Source organism: Roseomonas sp. E05 (genome assembly GCF_030063475.1).
In the GTDB taxonomy this organism is placed as follows: domain Bacteria; phylum Pseudomonadota; class Alphaproteobacteria; order Acetobacterales; family Acetobacteraceae; genus Pseudoroseomonas.
Window position 1 is genome coordinate 45127 of the sequence record NZ_JASIRT010000025.1, and the last position, 24792, is coordinate 69918.

At 69.6% G+C, this 24792-nt stretch carries 27 protein-coding genes; 19 read left to right on the plus strand and 8 right to left on the minus strand.

Going from position 1 to position 24792, the window contains the following annotated elements; translation table 11 throughout:
- Positions 1-3: 3 nt before the first annotated feature.
- The 4 genes from flhA (at position 4) to fliL (ending at position 4433) form a co-directional block, all read left to right on the plus strand.
- The gene (gene flhA, locus QMO56_RS19930) at positions 4-2061 is read left to right on the plus strand and encodes a flagellar biosynthesis protein FlhA (RefSeq protein WP_283528665.1); all 2058 of its coding nucleotides are present in this window, start codon (positions 4-6) and stop codon (positions 2059-2061) included.
- Positions 2062-2068: 7 nt separating this feature from the next.
- On the plus strand, positions 2069-2830 hold the full coding sequence (locus QMO56_RS19935; protein WP_283528666.1) for a flagellar biosynthetic protein FliR: 762 nt from the start codon (positions 2069-2071) through the stop codon (positions 2828-2830).
- A gap of 9 nt (positions 2831-2839) precedes the next feature.
- The gene (locus tag QMO56_RS19940; RefSeq protein WP_283528667.1) at positions 2840-3922 is read left to right on the plus strand and encodes a flagellar biosynthesis protein FlhB; all 1083 of its coding nucleotides are present in this window, start codon (positions 2840-2842) and stop codon (positions 3920-3922) included.
- Between the two features lie 91 nt (positions 3923-4013).
- Positions 4014-4433 carry a flagellar basal body-associated protein FliL gene (fliL, locus tag QMO56_RS19945; protein ID WP_283528668.1) on the plus strand — a complete coding sequence of 140 codons (420 nt, stop codon included), beginning with the start codon at positions 4014-4016 and terminating at the stop codon, positions 4431-4433.
- 48 nt (positions 4434-4481) lie between these two features.
- Here fliL and QMO56_RS19950 read toward each other — a convergent pair whose 3' ends face one another.
- The 5 genes from QMO56_RS19950 to QMO56_RS19970 form a co-directional block, all read right to left on the minus strand.
- Positions 4482-5180 carry a flagellar hook assembly protein FlgD gene (locus QMO56_RS19950; RefSeq protein ID WP_283528669.1) on the minus strand — a complete coding sequence of 233 codons (699 nt, stop codon included), beginning with the start codon at positions 5178-5180 and terminating at the stop codon, positions 4482-4484.
- A gap of 27 nt (positions 5181-5207) precedes the next feature.
- Positions 5208-6863 (minus strand): flagellar hook-length control protein FliK, encoded by a 1656-nt coding sequence (locus QMO56_RS19955; RefSeq protein ID WP_283528670.1) that lies wholly within the window; start codon positions 6861-6863, stop codon positions 5208-5210.
- A 75-nt stretch (positions 6864-6938) separates the two neighbouring features.
- Positions 6939-7568, minus strand: coding sequence for a protein phosphatase CheZ (locus tag QMO56_RS19960; protein ID WP_283528671.1), 630 nt, complete (start codon positions 7566-7568; stop codon positions 6939-6941).
- Between the two features lie 18 nt (positions 7569-7586).
- Entirely contained in the window at positions 7587-7949 is a 363-nt protein-coding gene (locus tag QMO56_RS19965) for a response regulator (RefSeq protein WP_283528672.1), read from the minus strand.
- 101 nt (positions 7950-8050) lie between these two features.
- Entirely contained in the window at positions 8051-9337 is a 1287-nt protein-coding gene (locus tag QMO56_RS19970) for a hypothetical protein (protein WP_283528673.1), read from the minus strand.
- Positions 9338-9499: 162 nt separating this feature from the next.
- Here QMO56_RS19970 and QMO56_RS19975 point away from each other — a divergent pair, with 162 nt between their 5' ends.
- The 6 genes from QMO56_RS19975 to QMO56_RS20000 all read left to right on the plus strand — a co-directional run bounded on the left by QMO56_RS19975 (position 9500) and on the right by QMO56_RS20000 (position 12809).
- The gene (locus QMO56_RS19975) at positions 9500-9850 is read left to right on the plus strand and encodes a hypothetical protein (protein ID WP_283528675.1); all 351 of its coding nucleotides are present in this window, start codon (positions 9500-9502) and stop codon (positions 9848-9850) included.
- Positions 9847-10539: a hypothetical protein gene (locus tag QMO56_RS19980; protein ID WP_283528677.1), complete on the plus strand. Its 693-nt coding sequence runs from the start codon at positions 9847-9849 to the stop codon at positions 10537-10539. Before QMO56_RS19975 ends, QMO56_RS19980 begins: the two co-directional genes overlap by 4 nt.
- A 160-nt stretch (positions 10540-10699) precedes the next feature.
- Positions 10700-11398 carry a septum site-determining protein MinC gene (gene minC, locus QMO56_RS19985; RefSeq protein WP_283528679.1) on the plus strand — a complete coding sequence of 233 codons (699 nt, stop codon included), beginning with the start codon at positions 10700-10702 and terminating at the stop codon, positions 11396-11398.
- Between the two features lie 43 nt (positions 11399-11441).
- Positions 11442-12299, plus strand: coding sequence for a septum site-determining protein MinD (gene minD, locus QMO56_RS19990; protein ID WP_283528682.1), 858 nt, complete (start codon positions 11442-11444; stop codon positions 12297-12299).
- Between the two features lie 19 nt (positions 12300-12318).
- Positions 12319-12564, plus strand: coding sequence for a hypothetical protein (locus QMO56_RS19995; protein WP_283528684.1), 246 nt, complete (start codon positions 12319-12321; stop codon positions 12562-12564).
- Between the two features lie 8 nt (positions 12565-12572).
- Positions 12573-12809, plus strand: coding sequence for a helix-turn-helix domain-containing protein (locus QMO56_RS20000; protein WP_283528686.1), 237 nt, complete (start codon positions 12573-12575; stop codon positions 12807-12809).
- A 28-nt stretch (positions 12810-12837) separates the two neighbouring features.
- Here the strand turns inward: QMO56_RS20000 and QMO56_RS20005 are convergent, their stop codons facing one another.
- Complete coding sequence (locus QMO56_RS20005; protein WP_283528688.1) at positions 12838-13806, minus strand: replication initiator protein A; 969 nt, start codon at positions 13804-13806, stop codon at positions 12838-12840.
- Positions 13807-14390: 584 nt separating this feature from the next.
- On the opposite strand from QMO56_RS20005, the gene QMO56_RS20010 reads away from it, so the two are divergent.
- From QMO56_RS20010 to QMO56_RS20040, 7 genes are all read left to right on the plus strand, one after another.
- Positions 14391-14672, plus strand: a complete 282-nt coding sequence (locus QMO56_RS20010) for a hypothetical protein (protein ID WP_283528690.1) — start codon at positions 14391-14393, stop codon at positions 14670-14672.
- A 306-nt stretch (positions 14673-14978) separates the two neighbouring features.
- Positions 14979-15203: a hypothetical protein gene (locus QMO56_RS20015; protein WP_283528692.1), complete on the plus strand. Its 225-nt coding sequence runs from the start codon at positions 14979-14981 to the stop codon at positions 15201-15203.
- A 98-nt stretch (positions 15204-15301) separates the two neighbouring features.
- Positions 15302-15520, plus strand: a complete 219-nt coding sequence (locus QMO56_RS20020; protein WP_283528694.1) for a hypothetical protein — start codon at positions 15302-15304, stop codon at positions 15518-15520.
- Positions 15521-15980: 460 nt separating this feature from the next.
- Positions 15981-16685, plus strand: coding sequence for a hypothetical protein (locus QMO56_RS20025; protein ID WP_283528696.1), 705 nt, complete (start codon positions 15981-15983; stop codon positions 16683-16685).
- Between the two features lie 105 nt (positions 16686-16790).
- Positions 16791-17495: a transglycosylase SLT domain-containing protein gene (locus QMO56_RS20030; RefSeq protein ID WP_283528698.1), complete on the plus strand. Its 705-nt coding sequence runs from the start codon at positions 16791-16793 to the stop codon at positions 17493-17495.
- 145 nt (positions 17496-17640) lie between these two features.
- A complete protein-coding gene (locus QMO56_RS20035) occupies positions 17641-18663 on the plus strand; it encodes a ParA family protein (protein ID WP_283528700.1) in 1023 nt (340 codons plus the stop codon).
- A 3-nt stretch (positions 18664-18666) separates the two neighbouring features.
- Entirely contained in the window at positions 18667-19503 is an 837-nt protein-coding gene (locus QMO56_RS20040; protein ID WP_283528702.1) for a ParB/RepB/Spo0J family partition protein, read from the plus strand.
- 378 nt (positions 19504-19881) lie between these two features.
- On the opposite strand, the gene QMO56_RS20045 is transcribed toward QMO56_RS20040, so the two are convergent.
- Entirely contained in the window at positions 19882-21285 is a 1404-nt protein-coding gene (locus tag QMO56_RS20045) for a hypothetical protein (protein ID WP_283528704.1), read from the minus strand.
- Between the two features lie 528 nt (positions 21286-21813).
- On the opposite strand from QMO56_RS20045, the gene QMO56_RS20050 reads away from it, so the two are divergent.
- The gene (locus QMO56_RS20050) at positions 21814-22821 is read left to right on the plus strand and encodes an NAD-dependent epimerase/dehydratase family protein (protein ID WP_283528706.1); all 1008 of its coding nucleotides are present in this window, start codon (positions 21814-21816) and stop codon (positions 22819-22821) included.
- A gap of 27 nt (positions 22822-22848) precedes the next feature.
- Here the strand turns inward: QMO56_RS20050 and QMO56_RS20055 are convergent, their stop codons facing one another.
- The gene (locus tag QMO56_RS20055; protein ID WP_283528708.1) at positions 22849-23955 is read right to left on the minus strand and encodes a tyrosine-type recombinase/integrase; all 1107 of its coding nucleotides are present in this window, start codon (positions 23953-23955) and stop codon (positions 22849-22851) included.
- Between the two features lie 401 nt (positions 23956-24356).
- On the opposite strand from QMO56_RS20055, the gene QMO56_RS20060 reads away from it, so the two are divergent.
- Positions 24357-24792: hypothetical protein (locus QMO56_RS20060; RefSeq protein WP_283528710.1), on the plus strand; the 436-nt coding region annotated here is incomplete at its 3' end.

The following is a 24792-nucleotide window of genomic DNA, read 5'->3' on the forward strand; positions in this document are numbered from 1 at the left end:
CCGATGGATTTCCTCCGCAAGCTGCGCACCACCCTGGGCCACCAGGACCTGCTCTTCGCCGCCGCGCTGGTGGTGCTGCTGTCGGTGCTGGTGCTGCCGATGCCACGCTGGCTGGTCGATCTGGGCCTGGCCACCTCGATCACCCTTTCCGTGCTGATCCTGATGGTCGCCATCTGGATCGAGCGGCCGCTCGACTTCTCCGCCTTCCCGACGGTGCTGCTGGTCGCCACCATGCTGCGGCTGGCGCTGAACCTCGCCACCACGCGGCTGATCCTGGCCGACGGGCACCGCGGCCTCGACGCCGCAGGCAGCGTCATCCACGGCTTCGCCTCCTTCGTCGTCGGCGGCGATTTCGTCATCGGCGTGATCGTCTTCGCCATCCTGATCATCGTCAACTTCATCGTCGTCACCAAGGGCGCCGGGCGCATCGCCGAGGTCGCCGCGCGCTTCAGCCTGGATGCCATGCCGGGCAAGCAGATGGCGATCGACGCCGACCTCGCCGCCGGTTCGATCGACGATGCCGAGGCGAAGCGACGCCGGCGCGAACTGGAGGACGAGAACGGCTTCTTCGGCGCCATGGACGGCGCCTCGAAATTCGTCCGCGGTGATGCCGTCGCCTCGATCATCGTCACCATCGTCAACGTGCTGGGCGGCATCGTCGTCGGCACGCTGCGGCACGACATGTCGCTGGCCAATGCCGCCGGCAACTACGTCACCCTGGCCGTCGGTGACGGTATCGTCTCGCAGATCCCTGGCCTGATCGTCTCGATCGGCGCCGGTATGCTGGTCTCCAAGGGCAATGTCCGCGGCTCGACCGACAAGGCGCTGATCGGCCAGCTCGGCGCGCAGCCGAAGCCGCTCTACCTGGCCGCCGGGCTGGCGGGCCTGTTCGCGGTACTGCCGGGCCTGCCCTTTCTGCCCTTCATGGCGTTGGGTGCCGCTGCCGCCGGCGGCGGTTGGCTGGCCAGCCGCAGCGCGCAGCGCGCCGCCACGGAAGCCGCCGCCGCACCAGCCGAGGCGGCTCCACGCGAGGAGACCATGGCCGAGCTGATCCGGGTGGATGACGTCCGCCTGGAGCTCGGCATGGGCCTGGTCTCGCTCACCGCCGGGCGACAGGGCGGCCTGTCGGAGAAGATCAAGAAGCTGCGCCGCGCCTTCGGGCTGGAGTTCGGCTTCGTGCTGCCGGCGGTGCGCATCAAGGACAACATGGACCTGGCCTCGGGCGAGTACTCGGTCCAGGTGCAGGGCGTGGAGGTGGCGCGCGAGACGCTGATGCTCGGCCGCCTGCTGGCCTTCGCGCCCGGCGGGCAGGAGATCACCGTGCCCGGCATCGACACGCAGGAGCCCTCCTTCCACATCAAGGCGCGCTGGATCGAGCCGGCGCTGCGCGAGATGGCGATGGCGCAGGGCCTCACGGTGGTGGACACCGAGACGGTGCTGACCACCCACCTCTCCGAGGTGCTGAAGGGCTACATGGCCCAGCTGCAGACCTATGCGGCCACGCAGAAGCTGCTGGACGGGCTGGAGAAGGAGCACCAGCGCCTGATCGGCGACCTGATCCCGTCGGTGCTGCCGCTGGCAACGGTGCAGAAGGTGCTGGCGGCGCTGCTGGCCGAGCGCATCTCGATCCGCAACCTGCCGCTGATCCTGGAGGCGCTGCACGAGGCGGCAAGCTTCACCCGCAACGTCTCCCTGCTGGCCGAGCATGTGCGGCAGCGCCTCTCCCTGCAGATCTGCCGGGGTTTGACGCAGGAGGATGGCTACATCACCGCCCTGCTGCTCTCGCCGGAATGGGAACAGGAGGTGGGCGGCGCAATCGTCGAGGAGGGCGACCAGCGCTCCTTCGCCATGGCGCCCTCCAAGGTGCAGGAGCTGGTCAGCGTGACCCGCGCCCGCATTGCCGAGGCCGCTGCCAAGGGCGACTGGCCGGCAGTGCTGACCTCGGCCGTGGCGCGCCCCTTCGTGCGCCACCTGGTGGAGCGCATCAACCCGACCATCGCGGTGATCAGCCACGCCGAGGTGCACCAGCGCGCCAAGTTGCGCACCGTCGGCCAGATCTGAGGCGGCGGTGCACGCGGCGCTCGACCTGCAGGGCTGGTTTTCCGCCGAACTCTACCGGCTGTTCCTGGTGTTCTGCCGGGTCTCCGCGGCGCTGCTGCTGCTGCCGGGCGTGGGCGAGACCCAGGTGCCAGCCCGCATCCGCATCCTGGCCGGGCTGCTGGTGGCCTTCTGCATCGCCCCGCTGGCGGGGCCGGCGCTGCCGGCACCGCCGGTCTGGGTGGTGGCTGTCGCGGTCGGCACCGAGGTGGCGGCCGGGGCGCTGCTCGGCACCCTGGCGCGGCTGCTGCTCTCCGCGGTGCAGACGGCGGGCCAGCTGATCGGCCAGAGCATGGGCATCAGCAACGCCTTCATCTTCGGCATCGGCATGGACAATTCGGCGGTGATCGGCACCGCCATCTACGCCGCCTGCCTGGCGGCGCTCTTTGCCGTGGACGGCCACCATCCCGGCCTGCGCGCCCTGGTGGACAGCTATACGCTGATCCCGCTCGGCGGCCCGCTGCCCACCGCCGCGGCGGCCCGGGTGACCGCCGAGGGCACGACCACCGCCTTCCGCCTGGCCATGCAGCTCGCCATGCCCTTCCTGTTCCTGGCCATGCTGTTCAACGTGGTGCTGGCCGGGATCAACCGGGCGATGCCGGCCCTGCCGGTCTTCATGATCGGCGCGCCCGCTTTGCTGATGGCCGGGCTTTCCCTGCTCGGCGCCACGGCGCCGGGGCTGGTGAACGAGGTGCTGGGCGCCTACGGCGCCGTCTTCGTGCTGCCGCGCTGAGGCCGCGCCGTGACGGAGGAGAGCGGCCAGGAAAAAACCCTCGACGCCTCGCCGCGCAAGCTGCAGCAGGCGCGCGCGCGGGGCGACCTGCCGATCTCGCGCGAGGGCTCGAGCTTCGGCGTCTATGCCGCGCTGCTGCTGGCGCTCGGCTTGGCCGGCGGGCTGGTCGCCCGGCGCTTCAGCGAAGTCCTGCTGCCGCTGGTGGAACAGCCCGACGCCTTCCTGGAGCTGACGCAGGAGGGCTACCGCCAGGCGGGGATCGCGTTCATCGAGGCGCTGGCCCTGGCGCTGCTGCCGGTCTTCGGGCTGCTGCTGGCCGGCAGCCTGCTGCCGCATCTGCTGCAGAACACCGTGGTGGTGGCGAACGAGCGGCTGGAGCCCAAGCTCTCGCATCTTTCACCGCTGGCGGGGCTGAAGCGCGTGTTCGGCCTCAAGGCGCTGTTCGAGTTCGGCAAGGGCCTGCTGAAGGCGCTGGCCGTGGCGCTGGCCTGCTGGGTGGTGGGCAAGCCGCTCTACGAGAGCAGTGGCCAGCTGGTGGCGCTGGACCCCGTGGTCTTCCCGGCCCTGGCGCATGCGCTGCTGATCAAGGTCCTCTTCGCGGTCACGCTGGTCGCGGCGGTGGTGGCGGTGATCGACATCAGCTTCCAGCGCTTCGAGTACAACCGGCGCCAGCGCATGACCCTGCAGGAGATGCGGGAGGAGATGCGCAGCACGGACGGCGACCCGCATATGAAAGCGGCGCTGCGCAAGAAACGCCGGCAGATGTCGCAGCGGCGGATGATGGCGGACATCCCGACAGCCACCGTGGTGATCACCAACCCAACCCATTTCGCCGTCGCCCTGCGTTACGAGCGCGGCCAGGACGAGGCACCGGTCTGCGTGGCCAAGGGGGTGGACAAGATGGCGCTGCGCATCCGCGAAATCGCCTGGGGGGCTGGCGTGGTGGTGATGGAGGACCGCCCCCTCGCCCGCGCCCTGCACGCCTCGGTGGAGGTGGGCGAGGTCATTCCGCCGGCGCATTTCGAGGCGGTGGCCAAGATCATCGGCATCGTCTGGGCGCAGAAGCGGCAGCGGACAGGGGCGCGGGCCTGACAGCGCGTGCGTCGCAAAAATTATACGATTTGCTTGACGCGCACCACCGCAGTTGCGAAATAAGGCCCCCTGAAACTTCGAGGCTCGCCCGATGACGTTTCCCTCTTTTCGCCGCGCCATGCTGGGTGCCGCTGCCGCCGTGATGATGGTGCCGGCGGTGCTGTCCTCCGCCCTGCCCGCCCGGGCGGAGGAGGCGCCCAAGAAGGAGTTCGAATACGTCACCCTGGGCGACTTCACGGTCAACCTGCCCTCCAGCAGCCGCCGCATGTCCTATGTGGTGGTATCGGTGACGCTGGAGACCAAGTCGGCGCAGACGCAGCAGTTCCGCGACCTTTCGCCGCGCCTGAAGCAGGCGGTGCTGCAGCGGCTGATGGCGATGTCGGTGCGGCAGGAGCTGCGCCCCGGCCGCACGGATCCGGGCGTGCTGCGCGACAACCTCTTCGACAGCCTGGCACAGCTGCAGGAGGAAGGCCTCAAGGACGTCGTCATAACCCGCCTGCTCTACAGCTGAGCCGGCGGGGCAGGAAGCCGGGGGCGGGACTGGCACCCGCCGGCCGGATCAGCCGGTGCCGAGACGCGTGACGTCGGTCGCACTCACTTCGGCGCCGTTTTCCAGCACCAGCGAAACGGCGCCATCGCTGCCGCGCCGGACCTCGGTGATCTTGCCGGAATTGCTCACCGTGCCGGCGCTCTGCCGGGCGCCGCTGGCATCGTCGCCCACCACCCGCACCTTGTAGGTGCCGGCGGCCAGGGCCATGCCGTTGCTGTCCTTGCCGTCGAAGGTCAGCTCGGTGGTGCCGCTGTTGAGGCTGACCTTGCGCACCACAGTGCCCGAGGCGTCCAGCACCTCAAGCCGTGTGCCGGTGAGCGTGCCGACATTCACCTGTGCGGTGAGCGGCACCGTCGCGCCGGCGCTGGAGAGGGTGACCTGCGAGAGCTGCGTCTGCACCGTGCGGCCGAGCAGCGCAGCGTTTTCCGACAGGCTGGTGCTGCCGCTCACCGCGTCCAGGATCGACTTCAGGTAAGTGTTGCTCTTGGTCTGCTGCTCGACCTGCGAGAACTGCGCGAGCTGCGCCACGAACTGCGTGGGATCCGTGGGCTGCATCGGGTCCTGGTACTTCATCTGGGCGGTCAGCAGCTTGAGGAAGCGGTCGTAGTCCTCGCTGCTGTTACCGGACAGCTGCGTCGTGGCGGCGGTGTTCGTGCTGGCCAGGGCGCTGGCCGTGCTGATGCCGCTGATGCTGGAAGTGGTGGCCATCGGGATTCTCCGGTCGGGCGGGGCGTCTCAGGTGATGATGTCGATCAGGCTGTCGGAGGCGGCGCGGCGCAGGGTGGCGGTAGCGCCGGCCTGCGCCCCGTCCTCCTGCTCTGGGTCCGCGGGCCGGGCGCTGGCGAAAGCCTGCTCCGGCTGCGGTTTCGGCTGCGGCAGGGGACCGTGCTGCAAGTCCAGCCCACTGCCGCCGAGCTGCAATCCGGCCTGCTCCATCTGCTGCATGAGGTTGTGCCGCTCATGCCGCAGCGCCTCGAAGGTGTCGGCCTGCTCCGCCCGCATCACCACCTGCACCGTGCCATCGCGGAAGGTCAGCTGCAGCTCGACGCGGCCAAGCTCCGGCGGACGCAGATCGACCGAGATCGTCTCCACCCCCTCCTTCTTGGCGGCCTGCGCCATGCGCAGCACGAGCTGCGGTGCGGCCTCGGCAGCGAGGCGGTTTTGCGGCAGCGGCGTCTGCGCCGGCAGGACGGTGGGCGCGGCCGGGGCGGTGCTCGATGCCTGGCCATGGCCCAGCGGCAGCAGTGTCGGCTGCGGCTCCGGCAGCGCCTCTGCCAGGGCCGGCGCCGGCCCTGGCAGCGCGGCGGTGCTGTTCGGCTCCGCCGTGGCCTTCTCGCGCATGGGCGCCACCTCGCCGGGAGGGGTGGGGGGATTCAAGGCCACCTCCCCGGGGGGCGCGGGGGCGGTGACGGCAGTGGGCAGCAAGGTGGGCACGGCCCTGGGCGACGCGGAGGCCGCGGTATCCGCGCCAGGCAGCGCCTCCTCCGGGATCGGGCGGGTGGCGGCCGGGACGCCGGGGCGGAGTTGTGGCTGCGGGGCCGCGGCGGCGGCCTGTGCCGCCTGCGGGAGTGCCGGGAAAGCCGATGCCGCCGTCCCTGGCTGGAGTGCGGCTGCGGCAGGTTCCCCCGCCAGCGGGGCCGAGGCAAGAGGCGCGGCGATCGGCAGGGGCGCCGCCGCCTGCTGCCTGGCCTGGATCGGCAGACCGGCAGGCGGGGCGGGGGGCGGAATGTGCTCCACAGCGGGTGTCACGATACCTGTCTCCGGCGTGACCTCCGCCAGCCCGCCCGGAAGAGGCGCCGGCGAGGCCGCCGGGGCGGTAGCCGGCATTGTGGGCGCCATTTCCGGGAGGATCTCGCGGCGGCCGCCCGTTGGGGATGCTTCCGGCAGGATAGCGTCCGCCGGCAGGATGGCAGGCGGGGAAGCTGTGGCCACGGGCATGGGTGGAGGCACCGGCGGCTGCGCCATGGCGGGCGCCGCAAGCGCCGGCGAAGCCGCCTCAGATGCGCCTTGCGGCAGTGCCGGGGCGGCCTCGGGCAGCGCCAGGCCAGGAGTGGCCGGCACAGCCGCTTCTGAACCGTCCGCCACGGCCGCCGTCGGGGCCGCCTGCGGCATCTGGAAGGCCGCAGCCAACCGGCTGGTCTCCTCGGCGGCTGCGGCCAGCACGTCCCAGGGCAGGGCGCTTGCCTGCCTGGCGGGCGTGGGCGAAGGGGCGGGCGCTGCCATCGGCGCAGGCGCCGGTGCAGCTGTCTGAGGGCCGGCAAGCAGGCCGGCCAGCATCAGGGCGAAGCCCTCGGCCGGCATGACGCCGGAATCGGCGCCGCGCCGAACCTCGGTGCCGAGCAGCACGCTTGGCTGCAGCAGGACAGCCTCGCCGCCCACTGGTTTGGTCATGGGTTTCTCCCGCTCTCCTGCGCCTGCGGGTGCACGCCGCCGCCACAGGAACGAATATGTCTCGCGCTGCGTGCGTCAGCCGAACAGGTCGTCCACCGCGCTCTGCCCCAGCCCGCCTTCGGCAGCGGAACTCGGACCGTTCAGCAGGCTGGCCTCGCCGCCCGGGGCGGTCGCCGCCTGCCGCGCCCGTGTCTCTTCCGGCTTGATGCCCATCAGATCGACCAGCGCGGTCACCCGCGCCTCGATCTGCCGCATGGTGGACAGCACCTTGCGCACCCGCTGCCCGGTGATGTCCTGGAAGCCGCAGGCCAGCACGATGGCGGTCGCGGCATCATTGACTTCGTCCAGGTCGTGCTGCGGGTCGGCCGAGGTGCCGGCATGCAGCCGCCCCGCGGCGGTCTGCGCCCGCTCGGCCTGGCGCAGGATCTCGAAGGCCGCCTTCTCCGTCTCGACGACCACCGCGTCCAGCACATCGCCGAGGTCGCTCGAGGGTGGCGCCAGCCCGACCACCTCCGCGCGCGTCTCGGCCAGCAGCTGCGACATGGCCCACATTTCGTCGAGAGCCCGGCCCAGCCGGTCCGCCGCCTTGCGCTCGGGAACCAGGCCGAGGCCCAGCAGCCGCTCGATCTCGCTGTTGATGGCGGCGAGATGTCCGGCGATCCGGACCAGTTCGGACTGCCCGGCCACTGAAGCGATCGCGGTCACGGCACCCCTCCCCGCCGCTCAGTTGATGACGGACGCGATTTTCGCCTTCAGCGTCTCGGCCGTGAAGGGCTTCACGATGTACTGCGAAGCGCCCGCCTGCTTGGCGGCCACGACGTTCTCGGCCTTGCTCTCGGCGGTCACCATGATGAACGGCGTCTTCGCCAGGGCCGCGTCGCCACGTACGCTCTTCAGCAGCTCGAGGCCCGTCATCGGCTCCATGTTCCAGTCGGAGATCACCAGGTCGTAGCGGTGCCCCTTGATCTTCTCCAGGGCCTCCACGCCATTGCCGGCTTCCTCGACATCCTTGTAGCCGATCTGGTCCAGGAGATTTCGCACGATGCGGCGCATCGTCGGATAGTCATCGACAACCAGGATCTTCACGCGCTGGTCCCCCTTTTGCGTCTTCTTCCATTCTGCGCTGTTTCAATGTTTTTTCGCAAGGGCGATCAGTGCCTCGGAATGCGGCCATATCGGCCACGCGCCTACAGCGTTTCCTCCAGTTCCTCGAGGCCGCCGCCGGGGCTGTACCAGCCGCCATTGCCAGCCTCCGCCCTGCCTTGCGGGTCACAGCGATGCCACAGTCCCCAGGCCGGCGCAGCCAGCTGAACCGGCCCGCCGCAACCCTGTGCCACGCGCTGGCCGAGTAGCAGCAGATCCAGCGGTGTGGCGGGCAGCGGCAGCAGCACCGCGAGGGCCGTCTCGGCCCGCCGTGCCGCGCGGTCAGCGCCGATCTGCGTCAGCGGCAGGGGCGCCGCCATCCCTTCAGCGAGCAGCGCGGCCGCTTCGGCCGGGACGGCCTGCCGGATCAGGCGCAGGAAAGCCTGCCGCGCCTCCAGTCGCCATCCGGAGGGCCAGTCCTGCGGAGCGAGGCCGAGCAGCGCCATCGGCGCCCCGGCAGTGGCGATGGCTGCTGCTGCACGAGGCCAGTCCTGCAGGGCCGCCAGCCCTGCCGGCTGGCTGGCAGGAATCGCGAAGCAGGAGGGTAGCAGACCGAGCCCATCGGCCAGCAAACTGGCCAGACTCTCCTCGCCATCAGTCCAGTGATCCGCCAGCTCGAAGCGCAGCAGATCACTCACCTCATTGCTCAGCAGTTCGTCGAGATAGGCCGAGAGGCCGGTGGAAAGCAGCTGATAGCGATCGTCCCCGGTCGGAGCGTCCCAGAGGTCGCGCGGCAGCGCCTCGCCTTCCGTCAGCGGCTCGCCCACCACGCTGGCTCCCAGTGCGAGCGGCGCCGGCGCCGGCACCATCTCCCAGGCCACGGCCCCCTCCTGCCCCCAGCGCAGCAGCGCCGGGCCACGCCAGTCGGCCGTTTGCGGCCACAGGGCCGAGAGGAGGGCGGCGGGCTCCACCAGAGTAACGGCCTGCACCATCTCTGCGGATGGCAGGCCGGCGCACATCAGCAGCCCTGGATCCGCATGCACCACGCTGTGCAGCGGCGCGGCGGCCAATTGCTTGCGCAGGGCCGCCACGGCTGGCCCGGCCGCCGCGCAGGCAGAAGCCGGGTCGCAGACCAGCACCGTCTCCTCCCGTCGCAGGGCCAGGGCGCCCCCGGGCAGCACCAGCAGCCCCGTGGCCCGGCTGGAGAGCGGTGCCCGGCAGGAAAGGCTGCGCACCGCCGCACGCTGCGCCTCGGCATCACCGATCCGCCGCAACTGGGCGTCGAAGCGGCGCAGCAGCGCCATGCCGGTGGCCGTGGAGAGGTCGAAGCTGGTCATCGCCCCAAGGGGCGTGTCCGGCAGCGGGCGGGGCGTTTCGGCGGGGAGAGGCATCAGGCTTTCTCGCGCCTGGGTTGAGCAACCAGCTATCCCCGCTCCCGGGCGCGGCGTCAATTGTCTTGCGCAATGGCCTCACCCGGGCGATTTGCGAAAAATCTTGAAAGGAGCGCGATGGCATGGCACCACCCCGGGGTTGATCGATTCAGGAGAAGCCGAATGCAGATCATCCGCCGTGGCGCTGGCGAGGCCAGCCTCGTCCAGGACGGCCGCGATCTTCTCGACCTGGTGGTGGGGAACGCCACGGAAGCCGAGTTCGACCAGATCATCGACCGCCTCGCGGCGCTGCTGGCGCCCTCCGGCGCCGCCCCGCGCGTCGTGCTGACCTATCGCGAGGGCCTGCTCGGCGCGGTGCAGGCGGAGGCGCCGGTCGAGCTGACCGTCATCGAGGACGATCCGCACGACACGCCGCCGCTGCGGCTGGTGCGCCGGACGGTGGAGGCTGATCCGGCGGCGCTGGCCGTGATGCTCGACCAGGCGGAGCGCCGACTTGCCCGGAGGCCGGCATGAGCGCCGCGCCGCGTCAGTCCCGGCTGGAGCTGGACGCCGCCCTGCGCTGCCCCCTGCCCCGCCCGGAGGCAGATGCGCTGGTCGCGCTGCTGATGGGGCGTTTTCCCGCCGCGCCGCCTGCGCATGCCCTGTTCCACCACCCCGATGCCGCCATGGTGTTGACCGGCGAGAGCCTGGACCATGCCACCACCGGCTCGCGCATCCTGCAGGAGGAGACGGTGCCACGGCTGACTGTCTCTGCCAGCCTGCCGCCGCAGCGGGGGCTGCTCGAAGCCACGCTGGACTGGCTGGGCGGCCTGCTGCAGGCCGCGCCCGGCGAGGTACTGGGCTTCATCGTGCCGCCCGGCAGCCACCGGCACGACCTGCGGCTGCTGGTCTGGGACGGGGCGCGGCCGCAGCCGCTCGGCTCCCTGCCGGAGGCGGCGACGATGGCGGGCGGCTGCAGCATGGCGGCCTTCCAGCGCGCCGCAGGGTTGCCGGAGCCGGGCGCGCCCGAGGCGGAGCGGATGCCGACGATGCGGCGCGTGGCGCTGGCGCAGCTCCGGCGGCAGGCGCTGCCAGTCTCGCAGGCGCTGCTGGACGGCCCCTTCGACGGGCAGATCCTGTTCCGGGTGTGGCTGGCGGCGGCCGCAGCGCAGCGGCAAGGCTTCAGCACGCGCGTCTCGCCCCTGGTGCTGGACGCGGTCTGAAGGCCATGGCCGTGACGATGTCGCGCTGCACGGCGGCGAATGCGAAATGTCTTGCGAAAAATTCCATTCGAAGCTAAACCCATGAAGCCCGCAGGATGCGGGCGCGGCCGCCGGGTGGCAGAGCGAAAAATCCTGGCGGCGCCGGCAGAAGGCAGGCGTGATGAGGCATGAAACCACCTGGGAGGCGGCTTCGCAGAGCCCTATTCGGCTGCGGGGTCGCTCCCATCCTTTCCTGACGCTGGAAATCACCGAGCACGACCCGGCGGCGCTGGAGCAGGCCCTGGCGGCCCGGCTGGCGGGCACCGCCAGTTTCTTCCGCCATGCGCCGGTGCTGCTGGATCTCTCCGCCTTCCCGCCCGCCGCCGAGGCCCAGGTTGCTCCGCTGGTGGAGGCCGTGCGGCGCTTCGGCCTGGTACCGGCCGCTTTCCGCGCCCGCTGGCCCGAGATCGAGCGCGCCGCGCTCGCCTGCGGCCTGGGCCGGATGCTGGAGGCGGAGATGCGCGAGGACGGTGCCGCTCCCTGCACCCGCCGCCCCTCGGTGATCGTCAGCCAGCCCGTGCGCTCCGGCCAGCGGATCTATGCCGCCGAGGCCGACCTGATCGTGCTGCACTCGGTCTCGCCCGGGGCGCAGCTGCTGGCGGATGGCTGCATCCATGTCTATGGCGCGCTGCGCGGCTCGGCCAGCGCCGGTATCAGCGACGATCCGCATGCCCGCATCTTTGCGAAAATCATGGACGCGGAACTGCTCTCCATCGCCGGGCTCTGGCTCACTGCGGAGGAGATCCCGCCCGAATGGGCGAAGCGCCCGGCGCAGCTCAGAATGAGCGACGGCTGGCTGCGCTTCGCCCCCCTGCCCTGAACTCCCCCTTCCGACCGCACGCTCCGACAACAGGGAGAACCCGATGTCCGCGACCGTCATCACCATCACCTCCGGCAAAGGCGGGGTCGGCAAGACGACCACCACCGCCGCCTTCGGCGCCGCCCTCGCCCTGCGCGGCAAGCGCGTCTGCCTGGTCGACTTCGATGTCGGCCTGCGCAACCTCGACCTGGTGCTCGGGGTCGAGAAGCGGGTCGTCTACGACTTCCTGCACGTCGCCAACGGTCAGGCCAAGCTGCAGCAGGCGCTGATCAAGGACAAGCGGGTGGACAACCTGTTCATCCTCGCCACCTCGCAGACGCATGAGAAGGATGCGCTGACGCTCGAGGGCGTCGGGCGGGTGATGGCGCAGCTGAAGCAGGAATTCGACTTCATTCTCTGCGACAGCCCCGCCGGCATCGAGCACGGCGCGATGATGGCGCTCTACCACGCCGACCACGCGATCGTGGTGTGCAACCCCGAGGTCAGCTCGATCCGCGATGCCGACCGTATCCTCGGCTTCATCGCTTCGAAGTCGAAGCGCGCCGAGGAAGGGCTGGAGCCGGTGCAGGAGCACCTGCTGGTGACCCGCTTCGACCCCGAGCGCGCGGCGGGCGGCGAGATGATTTCGCTGCGCGAGATCCAGGACATCCTCTCGGCCGAGCTGCTCGGCGTGGTGCCGGAGAGCAAGGCGGTGCTGAAGGCCTCCAATGCCGGCGTGCCCGCCAGCCTGGATGCCGAGACCGATGCCGGCCGCGCTTATCGCGACGCCGTCTCCCGCTTCCTGGGCGAGGCGCGCAACCCGATCCGGGTGCCGAGCGCGGCGGTGATCAATGCGACCCTGGCGGCCGGAGCGGAGCAGCGGGGGTTTCTGCGCCGCCTGTTCCGCCTCAGCTTCGCTTGAACCGACGGAACCCAGACCAATGCCCCTGATTGCCCTGATCCAACGCCGCCGCAACACGGCTGGCCTTGCCGCGGCGCGGCTGCGCCAGCAGGTCAGCGCCGACCGCCTGGCGGTGCTCGGGGAGGACATCGCCCAGCGCATCCAGGACGCCTGCCTGCGGGAAATCCGCAAGCTGGCCCGCGGCGGCCTCGTGCGGGTGAGGATCGGCACCTCCCCTGCCCTGGAGGTCCGGGAGATCGATATCGACCTGACCCCGGGCCGCTAGGAGGCGCGATGCTGATCTCCGCGGCCCAGTGCCGCATGGCGCGCGCGGCGCTGGGCCTCAGCCTGCGCGAGCTGTCCCAGGTCGCCGGCGTGTCGGTGAACACGCTGAGCCGGGTCGAGAGCGACGGCAACGTCACCAGCCGGACCCTCGCCAAGGTGCAGCGCATCCTGGCCGAGCAAGGGGTGGTGTTCCGGCGGGACGGTTCGGTCGGCGTGGCGACGCCACGCGCCGGGCCGCGGCCCTGAAGGCCGGGGGAATTTCTTCCCCCGGCCTTCAGGCCGCGCGCCGCCGGCCTTTCGGCGGCTCAAGGGCCAGTTCGGGCGCCGGTTCCGCGTCATCTTCCTCCAGCAGCGGCATACACTCCACCGGCATCAGGCTGGTGACGTTGCTGGTGGGGTAAAAGGCCACCAGCCAAGCCTTCAGCGGCGTATGGCCGACCGGCTTGGGAAAGCCCTTGTCGAGCGAGCGCCGCAGCCGCGGATCGACCAGCGCAATCCCGTAGTCGGGCAAGCTGCGCCTGTGGCTCGCATAGGCCATCAGCTCAGCCTTGAAGCGGCGCAGGTCCTGCGTGGTGCCGACGCGGCTGCGCAGCTTCTCCAGATTCATGCGGAAGCCGCCCGGCGGGCCGCTGCGGGCGATCTCGTAGAGCCGCTTGGCGACCGGCGGCAGCTCGAAATACTTCGGCGTGTAGGTCAGGAAATGCTTGTCCTGCACGATGGCACGGAACAGCCAGGCGCAGAGGGTGAGTTCCACCGCGCGCATCTGCTTCGCGCCGTCGGGGCTGCGGCGATAGAGGATGCGGTATTCATCCAGCCAGCCGAAGCCACGGTCCTCGCCTTCCCCGCCGGTCTCGATGTTGGTGCGCACGAAGGTGGACTTCAGCCGCGCAAGGGATTCCTCCAACCGCTCATAGGCCGAGCCGCCTGTTGCGCTGCCGGTGGTGACGAAGAAGTCGTGCGCGGTGAAGGTGATGCGCGCCGAAGGGGTCTCGCCACGGTTGATCTTGTCGGCGATCAGCGAGGCCGAATAGACCAGCAGCTCCTTGTCCCAGATCGAGGCGACGCCGTGCTTGGTGCCGACCACCTCGATCCAGGCCTTGCCATCGTCGTAGCGGGGCAGCTCGGTCTCCTTCTCCCGCCGCAGCGAAAAGAAGTTGTAGACCATGGTGTTACGGTCGCCCTTGACCTTGCCCACCAACGGGCTGTCGGTCGTATCGAAATTGAAAGCGTTCTGCTCGTCCATCGGCACTGGCGCATCCTGCTGCGGAAGTTGTGGCTGAGGCGGCGCGCAGATGCCAGCGCGCAGAGCGGCATGTCGGCGTCACGACGAGTCTTTTTCCGCCCCGCCTCGTCGTGACGCCGACATGCCGCGAAAGGCCATGCCGGGCAGGGCCGGAAAAGTTATCCACAGGCCTGACTCGTCGTGACGCCGACACCTGTTGGAGCACTCGTCGTGACGCCGACATATCCTCGTCGTGACGCCGACATATCCTCGTCGTGACGCCGACGCAGACTCGTCGTGACGCCGACGCAGACTCGTCGTGACGCCGACGCAAACCATGCATATCCTACTGGAAAGAAAGAGCTTTTCAGGGGCTATAACTCTATAACTTTATAACTTGTTTGACTCTTTGACTTAAAAAAAAGAGCAAAGCGCCTCAGGCATTGGAACACTGGCCAAAGTCAGTCAGGAAGCCGGCAGAACTGTCGGCGAAAAGACGAGTTAAAATGGAAAATCAGAGCTTGGGAATTACTACCGTAGGTTGTTTTAGCCTTCCGAGGAAGAACTGTCGTTAGAAGCGAGGAAAGCGGTTTTTAGCTCGCCCTTTGGCCGACATCTTCTTGAAAAACCGTAATCACTATTTTGTGATAATAAAAAATCCCTGCTTTCAACTTGGTTCCAGGCAGGAGCGATCTCCTCATGCCGATTATCCAGCCGATGAGATGATCCATCCAATATATGCGAAAAATCTTGATGATCTGCCGGAAGACGCCTATGATCTCCTCAACGGCACGGCAGAGCCGGCCATAGCCATGAGGAAGAATCCCCTATGCGCAACGGAAGGCTGCTCGGCCCCCTCCTCCTTCTGGCCGGCGCCGCAGCGCTGACCCTGTCAGGAATCCCGGAACTGCAAACCAGCCTGCCTCTGAGCAGCGAGGAAGCCGGCTTTGGAAGCTTGGCGCTGGCCGTGCTGGGCATGGCAGTGACCGCACAGAGCTGGCGTGCAGGCTTGGCCAGGGCCTCCTTCCGGGGCTGGGCAGCATTGCGGCAGGCGACGAGCCGATCCGCCGGGATCGGGCCTGCCAAACGGATAAAAATCCGCATACGGTGCGCGCGCTGACAGGGCAGGGCAGGAGGGATTGCCGGAACGTCTTGCGATCGCTGCCCATGTCCCCAGAATGGAAGGACAAGAAATGAACGATCCCCTGAACGGCCGCGAGATCTGGGTGGTCTGGGGCGGGATCTTCCGCGACACGAGCTTCGCTGAGTTGGAACCCGGCACCGAAGAACTGCACGGGCCCTTCCATAGCGTGGAAGCTGCCGAAAAGGCCTGGCTGGAGCGGATGCGCCGCATGGTGGACATCGCCTCCCACCGCCTTTTCGTGCTGCGCGCCGTTCCCTCGCCAGGCAAGCCATGAGCCCAGGCAGCGCCCTGGCATCCCTGGTGCCGCGCCTCCAGAGGGGGAAACGCCTCTCTGCGCAAAGTCAGGCGCGCCCGGGGAGCGCTTGGCAAGGCTTGGGCTGGCGGTATCGCTGCCTCGCCCTGGAGCGAACCCTGGACGAGCTTTCGAACCGGCTGGCGCATGCCGAGATCGCCCTGCTCCGCGAGGAGCGGGCCAGCCAACAGGCCAGGCACCGGCTGGCCGAGGCGGAAAGTGCCCTGATCAGGGTGCAGTCCACTCTGGACGCGCTGCGTCAGTCGGAAGCCGAGGCTCCGAAGGCTGGCCTGACCTGAAGCCGCGGCCTGCGGCCGCTATTCGCGGAAGACGCGGGCGAAGCGCTCAGCCCGTTCCCCTGGCAGGAGCGAAGCGGAACGCCCTTCCGCACATCCCGGAGCACAGGCAGCAGGATGTACGGGCGCACCGAGAGAGGTGTAGCCGGCCAGCAGCAGAACGCCGCTGACGCTTCCGAGGACCAGCAGGAGAGACAGGGCAAGAAGGCGGAGGGGCATGGCAGAAGGCCTTGCGTTCGGGCCTTCTGGCCGATGGATAAAAAATGAACTATCGTATCTTTAATTAACAATCAAGAAGTAATTAATGCCTGAATTCGAAGAATGAGGCACGCGAAAGGGCGCTAGGGCTGCCCAGGGCGGCTAACGTCCGGGCCAGCAGCGCGGACACCTTCCTCATGCCGGAATCGCCCCTTCTCCTGTTCCGCTTCCTCGCCGCTTCCACCCTGCCGGGAGGAGCCGCGCGATGAGCGAACCCCAGACACCCCGCTTCATTGCGCCGCACTTCATCGAGATCGAAGGCAGCACCGACGTTCCCGGGCCGGTGCGGCGGGCCTGTGCCTTCACCACCGCTGCGCCGGGCTGGGCTCGCGACGCGACCGGGGCAACCCACCACCATCTCTGCATGCTGCTTTCCGAAACCGGGCGCTGGCACGAAGCGGGGCCGGTCCAGTGGCGTACCGAAAGCCGTGCCCTGTCCGCCGGAGGCACGCCCAGCATCGCCGCCGGCCGTGCTCCGGACCTGATGCGGGGCATCGTGGCGGCGCTGGCGGCTGCGCATGCGCCGGTACACCCCCAGGGCGACGCGACATTGCCCGCCGAGGCGGTGCTCTGCGTCGCCCCCGCCTTCGTCCCCGTGGTGCGTGAAGCCGGCCTGCCCGGCGTCTGGGCCTGCAGCCATCTGAGCGCGGCCGGGCCGGTTTCGGCGGAGCAGCCCTGGACGCATCTGCAGACCGCCTTCATCCGCGCTTGGCCAGGCGGTAGCGGCCCCGCCTTCCGCTGTGAGCTGGAGACGCTGCCCTTTTCCGCCGTCATGTCGGGCACGGCGGGCGCAACTGCGGCAGGCCGCGAGATGGCCTTCTGGTCCGCGGAGAGCCTTGAGCAGGCCATGCGGAGCTGCCTCGCGCGTATCTTCGCGCCTCGCACGGCAGCCGCGGAGGGCAAGCGCTAGGACCCCAGCCGCGAAGGTGCAGCACCGGAAGCTGCTTACTTTTGCGAAATTTCCTGGGTCTATGGGTGCAGCGATAACTGCACCTGTTGGTGCTCAGGAGGTGTTTTGTCCTTTGCCGCCTATGCGGGGCTTCTGGCCCGCGGACTGGTTTCCGTCCTGCTGCTCTGGTCTGGCGATAGCCAGGCACGCGCGGCACCTCCGGCTCCCGCTCCCGCGGAGAATGGCTGCCTCCGGGCCACTCTGCTGACCGAGCGGCAGGCAGGCCTGCCGCGGGGCCTGCTGCTGGGCATTGCCCTGGTCGAAAGCGGGCGTGGCGGTCAGCCCAATGCCGTCGTGCTCCGCGGCCGGGATGGCCGCAGCCACTGGGGCGACGCGGCGTGGCGTCAGGTGCGCCAGGGCGGCCTGAAGCACGCGCATCTCGGCTGCATGCAACTCTCCGTCTTCTGGCACGGGGACCAGTTCCCGAACCATGGAGCTATGCTCGACCCGGCGCGCAACGTGGCCTATGCGGGAGCCTATCTGCAGCAGCTACGCGCGCGCGCCGGGTCGTGGCGCAAGGCTGTGCTGCACTATTACGGCGGCCAACCGGCGGCTTCGGCGGCCTATCTGTGCCGTGTCCATGCGGCGCTGGTGGCGCTCGGCGCCCCCGCTGCCGCATTGCTCCAACGCCGCCGCTGTGCCGAGTTGCCGACAATCGAAGATACGCTGCGCCAGCAGTTCCGGATGAGCCTCTCCGGTGCCGGGCAGGATGGCCGTCGTCCCGGCAAGTCCCGCCTGGGGAGTCAGGCGCCCCACGAAGAACTTCCGTAAGCGCGCCGCCCTGTCGGGGAAAGCTCAGCCGCATCAGGTCAACTGTCAACATGAAAAGTTGACGTTGACTGAATTCCGCAAAAGCGGCAGCCTGCCCCGCGTGTTCTGACGTCAGAACGCGCGGGGCCACAGGGGAATGAGCCGCATGGACGGGGAAGCGCTGCGCCTGCTGCGGCAGCAACTCAGGCAGAGCCAGTCGGAGCTGAAGGACGCCCTGAACCGGGCGCTGGGACGCTCCTACGACAAGCCGCGCATCTCCCGTTGGGAGAACGGGCGCGAGCCGATCCCCGAGGAGGTGGCGCGCGCCGTGCAGGCTCTCGCCAACGATCAACCGCGCCATGCCCGCATCCTGGTGCTGGCCAACCAGAAGGGCGGCGTGGGCAAGACCACCTCTGCGCTCAACCTCGCCTGCGGCCTGGCACGGCAGGGCAAACGAGTGCTGCTGGCCGACCTCGATCCGCAGGCCACCGCCTCGGTCGCGCTGATGGCGGGCAACACCGTCGAGGCCTATCGCCAAAGCCGCACCATGGCGCAGGTGATCCTGCGCGACCTGCCGCTTGAGCAGGCCATCTTCGACCGGGCTGATCCGCTGCTGGTCGGCCGCGGCGGCTTCGACCTGGTACCGAGCCATATCGACCTCGCCGAGACCGACGGCCGGCGCGAGCCGGGCTTCGACGTGGCGCTGCGCGAGGCGCTGGAGGCGGTGCGCGACCGCTACGACATCATCGTGCTGGATGCGCCGCCCAATCTCGGCATGCTGACGGTGATGGGACTCGCCGCGGCGGACGAGGTGATCATTCCCGTCCGCACCGAACCCTATGACAGCATGGGCGTCGGGCTGATCCTGACCACCATCGGCAAGGTGCAGCGGCGGCTCAACCCGGCGCTGCGCCTGGGCGGTATCCTGCCTACCCAGTTCGGCCCCCGGAAGTCGGTGGACCGCGAGGTGCTGGAGCAACTGGTCGGCGTAATGGCGGGCAAGGCGCCGGTGCTGGAGCCGGTACCGGCCAGCGCCATCTTCGGCCATGCCGCGCGCAACGGGCGCATCGCACTGGAAGCCTCGCCCAGCACGCCGGCCGTGGCGGTCTATGGACGCCTGGCGGCGGCGCTGGCGGCGGGGGATCCCCTGCCGCAGGCCGAACTGCTTGCTCCGGCTGAGGGGGCCTGAGCCATGCGGCCCTCCCGCAAGCCCGCCTCACCCGTGCTGGGCGCCGCGATCTCGGCGATCGGTGCCGCCAGCGACGGGCTGGTCCCTGGCGACAGCCGCTTCCGCCATTCCTTCGAGGCGCCGCTGGCGCGCATTCGCCCTGATCCCGACCAGCCCCGCAAACACTTTGACCCGGCCGAGATCGCCGCCCTGGCCGCGACCATGGCGGCGGAGGGACAGTTGCAGCCGGTCCTGCTGCGGCGTGACCCGGAGCAGCGCGGCGGCTGGATCCTGGTCGCCGGTGAGCGCCGCTGGCGTGCCGCGCAGCACAATGGCTGGACCAGCCTGCTGGCCATCGAGCATACGGGCGATGCGGCGCTCGCCGCCCTGCTGGAAAACCTGCAGCGCGTGGATCTGACCCCCGCCGAGGAAGCGCGCGGTCTGCAGCGTCTGCTGGCGGAGCGGGGCATGAGTCAGGCCGCCGCCGCCAGCCTGCTGGGTCGTAGCCCGGCCGAGATCAGTGCCACGTTACGGCTGCTGACCCTGCCGGAGGATTTTCTGGAGCGGGCGGCCAGCTTGCCCCGCAACCTGCTGGTGGAGTTGGCGCGGCTGGAGCCAGGATCCCTTCGCGACCGGCTGCTGCGCCAGGCTGAGGCGGGCAGCCTGACGGTGCGCGCCTTGCGCGCCGCGCGGGCCACCCCACCGGTGCCGCAGCAACCGAAAGCCTTGCGTGCCACGCTGCTGAAGGCCCTGACCGCGAAGCTGGCACGGCGGCGCGCCGAGGGCTCACCTCTGACGCCCGAGGAGCGCGACCATCTGGCCGCGCTGCGGCAGAGGATCGACGCTCTGCTCGACTTCTGACGTCAGAAGTCGGCAGCGTGCCGACAGCCCGCTCCCATTCTCTTCTGAAGCGAGCCCAGGGACCGCCTGATGGGCGGCAAGGGTGGAGGCCCGAAAGGGCCGAGTGGGCGCTGCGCTGATCTTGGCGAGGCGGGGCGCTTTGCCGATCGCGCCGCTGCGGCCTGCCTCGCCAGCCGTCCGGGCGCAGGCCTGTCGCCCAGGACGTGCGCGCCCCACTCCCGGAAGCTCACGCCCGGCTGGCAACGACCGCCCTGGACCCCGCGGCAACTTGCAGAGAAAAGATGGGGGTCCGGGGGAATTCCTTCCCCCGGCCTTTGGCCTTTGTTCCGCAGCCCTGCGAGTTCTGACGTCAGAACTCTTCACGCCAGGGGGGCAGGATCAGGCCGCCGCCTGGGCAGGACCGTCATCGGCCCGGGTGATCGTCGCGGCTGTCGCGTGCAGGCGGCGGATGTTCTCCTGCACCGCCTGCAGCAACTCCGTCGCGCGGCTGGCGAGCGCGGGAGGGAGGGCCTGGTGCGACAGCGCCTCGACATCCTGCAGCAGCTGCGCCGCGTCGGCTTCCGCCGCGCCCAGCCGCTCCAGGACGGCGCGCGGCGCCGGAGAGAGAGGCTGGGCGCGGCCCCACACCATCGCAGCGGCGAGTTGCTGTTTCAGCGCCGCCAGTTCCTCGCGCAGAGGCTCGGTCTCTTCCTCGCGTTGGCCGATGATGCTGATCATCGCCTGCAGCCGTACCGCATGCGTCTCCAGCGCCGCAGTGCCTGCGGCGAAACGGTCGGTCGTCTCGCTCAGGTAGCGCGCGGCATCCCCGAGATTCGCTTCATTGCGCAGGATGCGGTCGGCATGGCTGGAAAGGCGGTGCACCACCTCCTCCAGCCGCGCGAACTGCGCTGCATCGCTCTGGGCAGGAGCCTCGGCCAGACGCTGCAACGCCTCGGTGAGCAGGCCTTCCATCCGCTGGCTCATCCGCGTCATCCGCCCCGACTGCAGCTGCGCCGTGTTGATCTGCTCGGCCATGCCCTGGGCCGCCGCGGACAGGGAGAGGGCGCTCTCCGGAAGCTGGCCAAGCGCCTGGGTGGCCGTTTCCAGCCGCTCCGCCGCCCAGCCGACGCGCTCCATGCCGGCGGCGAGCTGCGCCGTGGCCTGCGGCAGGCCGTCCAGCGTGGCGCCGAACCCGGACAGCCGGGCCATGGCACCATCGGCCTGTTCTGCCCCGGCCAGCAGCCGCGCCGAGATGTCCGGGAGGGCCGCCAGGGCGCCGCCGGCAACCTCCATCTGCTGCGCACAGGCCTCGATGCGCGACAATGTTGCTTCCGGCAGAGCGGCGGGAGGTGCTTCGGCCGCGGCTGCGCCGGCGTGCTCCAGCGTCTGCCGGAACTGCTTCTCGACACTGTTTGCCAGCCCTGAAAGCTGGGCCGCAGTGGCCACGGCACGGCTCACAGCGCCGGTGGCCTCATGCACCTGCAGCCGCTGCTCCTCCAGCAACCGGTGCAGCCCACCAATCAGGTCCTGCGCCTCCACCGCGCTGTTCGGTACCGGTTCCTCGGCGGCACTGCGCAGCAGGGCGCGCAGTGTGTACAGGCCGCTGCCCAATGCGAGCAGGGCCGCGCCGGTGATGCAGGCCAGCGCAGCCTCGTCGCCCCACGCCAGTACCGCGGGCCCCGCGAAGCCGGTCTGGGGCAGCAGCAGCAGGGCCGCGCCGGAAACCATCAGCGCCAAGGCCAGCTTCCATGGCCAGCCCATGAGGGTGACCAGCTCTCCCCACCGGGGGTCTTCCTGTCTCATTGCTTCTGCGCTCATCGTTCCGGCCTCCTGCCGGGGGTGGTCATGGAGCCGCAGCCGCGGCTCGGATCGGGGTTCCCCGGGCTTCTCCAGGGGAGCATGGGCAGAGATCGCGGGCCTGCCGTAAGCGCGGTCCTCATGCCAGCGGCACGAAAACGAGGCGCCTCCGTCAGGAGGGGCGCGGGGAGATACAGTATGGCCATGCATGGCCCAGCCTTCTGCCAGGTAATGCGAAATTCCATGCATGTGATGCGAAAAACATCCAAAAGGCAAGCGGAATGCCGCTGGCCCGGCAAGCTGCTCCTGTCCGTGGGCGGATGTGCGGGGGGAAGACCTGGCACCGCGCCTAGCGGGGCCTGCCAAAAACCTGCAGGCCGAACCACGGGACCGAGCCTGCGGCATGCTGTGGGCTGCCCATTGGCCGGAGGCGACGTGGCGGCGTAGAAGCGGGCCGCGGGACGGGCTTGGACGCTTTCGCGCGGAAGACGGCCTTTGCGCCGGCGGCATCGGGAACAGGCAGGAGAGGACGGAATGGAGCGCATTCTCGTCACCGGCGCAGCGGGCTTTGTCGGCCATGCGGTCTGCGCGCAGTTGCTACGGGACGGGTTCACCGTCCTCGGCCTGGACAACCTCACGCCTTACTATGACGTCCGCCTGAAGCAGGCGCGGCTACAGCAGCTTGAGGGTCGCCCCGGCTTTTCCTTCCACCGGCTCGATCTTGCCGAGGCGGCAGAGACCCGGGGTGCCTTCGCAGCCTTTCAGCCGGAGGCGGTGGTGCATCTCGCGGCGCAGGCGGGGGTGCGCTACTCGCTCGAGAACCCGGCGGCCTATACCGCCGCCAATGTGGATGGCTTTCTGGCCGTGCTGGAGGCCTGCCGTGCCCATCCGGTGCGGCATCTGGTCTATGCATCCTCCTCCTCGGTCTATGGCGCCAACATCAAGGTTCCCTTCTCGGAGAAGGATGCGGTGGACCGGCCGGTCTCGCTCTATGCCGCGACCAAGCGCGCCAATGAGCTGATGGCGCAGACCTACAGCCACCTTTTCCGCATTCCTGCCTCGGGACTGCGCTTCTTCACGGTCTATGGACCCTGGGGCCGGCCGGACATGGCCTATTACAAGTTCACCGACGCGATCTTCGCCGGCCGGCCCATCGATCTCTACAATCATGGCCGCATGGCGCGCGACTTCACCTATGTCGACGAGGTGGTGGAGGCGATCCGGCGGCTCACGCTGCAGCCGCCCGCCGACCGGGTTGCGGGCGAGGAGCCGGGCCGCATCGATCCCGGCGTGCCGCACCGTGTCTTCAACATCGGCAACCACACGCCGGTGGAGCTGGAGCGCTTCGTCGCCGTGCTGGAGGCGGCGATCGGTCGCAAGGCGGAGCGGCGCCTGCTGCCGATGCAGCCCGGCGATGTCGAGCGGACCTATGCCGATGTGGAGGCGCTGCGCCAGGCCGTGGACTTCGCGCCGCGCACCTCGATCGAGGAAGGGCTGGCGCGGTTCGTCGCCTGGTACCGGGCCTACCACAGGCCTGCCTGAGGAATGGCGGGGTCCGGGGTGACACGGTCACCCCGGCGGGGTTCCAGGGGCGGAGCCCCTGGCGGCTTCCCAGATGGCACGGGTCGGATTGTTGCGCCAGAGATCGGCCGGGCGCAGATAGCCCAGCGCCACTTCGGCCGAGCGGTGCCGGGTCTGCCGCATGATCTGGGCGAGGTCGGCGCCGGCCTCGCCGGCGGCGGTGGCCAGCCCCGCCCGCAGCGAGTGGCCGGAGAAGCGCTCCGGATCCGGCAGACCGGCAGCCCGCGCGGCTTCCTTCACCAGCCGCCAGACGGCCTTGTCGGAGAGCTGGGCGGCGTTGAGCCGGCCGGCCTTGCTCATCCCGACGAAGAGCGGCCGCTCAGCATCCGAGGCCGCCCCGGCGAGATCGCCAGCCTGCCGCCGGAAGCGCAGCCATGCCTCCAGTGCCGCCAGCGGGCAAACTGCCGGCTCGGCCGGATTGGCCCAGACCGCGATTTCCTGCCCGTTGCCGCGCGGGTCGCTCTTGGAGCGGCGGATGAGCAGCCGCAGGCCGCGGCCCGGGACCATCTCCACATCGCCGAGCGCCAGGGCGACCAACTCACTCCGCCGCAGCGCCGCACCGAAGCCGAGCAGCAGCAGCGCGCGGTCGCGCGCGCCGAGTGGGGTGTCGGCGGCACGGCGGGTGGCCAGCATCAGGCGAAGCGTGTCGGGTCCGGCTGCGGCGGCGCGGCGGCGCGGACGGGTTCCCTTGCTGCGGGCGATGCCCTCCAGGACCATCATCAGCCGTGGGTCGCGCAGGTCGAGCGCGATTCCGGCCAGCCGGTGGGCGGCCTGAATTGCGGCCAGGTGGACGCGCAGGGTGGCGACGCTGAGGCCGCGATCGGCGCAGTGCACGGCGTAGAGGGCAAGGCTGTCGGGGTCACCCGCCAGGGGCTGGCGGCCGAGCGTCTGGCACCAGGCGTCGTAGGCTTTCCAGGCCGAGCGGTAGGCGCGGCGGGTGCCCTCGCCACGGGCGCGGGTGGCGTAGACGGCGGCACGGGCGGAGAGCGTGCGGAGTTCCTCAGCGCGGGCGGCGGCGCCGGGCAGAACCAGGGGGCCGAACAGGCCGGTCTCCAGGGTCAGGTCGTCGGCGGCGGCAGAAGAAGGTTCGGGCATATCCATCCTGCCTTGGTCGCGGCTTTCATTCTATCCGCAAATGCGGATTAGCGGACGGAATGTTTGGAGCCTTTCATCTCTTTGCCCCGGCTCCTGGCACGGCCTCCGAAAACCTGCCGGAGTTGTTCAAGTGAAGCCTGGATTGATTTGAATTACGCCAATTAATGGTTTGATGTTTTTGGTAAAAAATAGACTCGCCTGATCGAGGCGTACCGGGGCTGGAGGGCGAGGGAAAGGGGCCGATGTCTTCTGACATGTTGGATGACCTGGGACCCTGGCCGGGCGATGACCCCTGGGAAGAGGCAAGGGCGGAGCCGGAAGCGTCCTGGCGCAGCAGGCTGCCCCCTGCCGCAGGGCCGGACCCTGCGGCACTCCTGCTCCCCCTCTCAGAAGCCGAGGACGTGCTCTCCCGGCTTGATGCTCTGGCAGGCGCGGTGCCTTCCGTCCTGCGCGACGGGCTGGTCGCGCGCCTGGGCTTTGCCGAGGCCAGCGGCTGGCTGGCGGAGGAGGGCATCCTGGTGCATCCGCGCGACCTGGCCTTGCGGGCAAGCCATCTCACCGGCTCCTACACGGCTGCCGCCGGCCTCGGCCGCCTTCAGCGGGAACTGCCCGAGACCTGGCGCGCGGCGCAGGGTCTGATTGGCGAGATCGGTGCTGAGCACCCGGTCGAGCAGGCCCTCGCCCTGTCCCGGCTCCTGCAGCGGCTGGCCAGCTTGCGGAGCGTCGATCCGCTGGATGACCTGCAGGGCTTCACCGAGGCCATGCGGAGCCTGGGGGAAAGCCTCTGGCCGGCCGCGCCGCGCAGTTGCGCGGCGCTGCCGGATTTCAGCCTCTGGC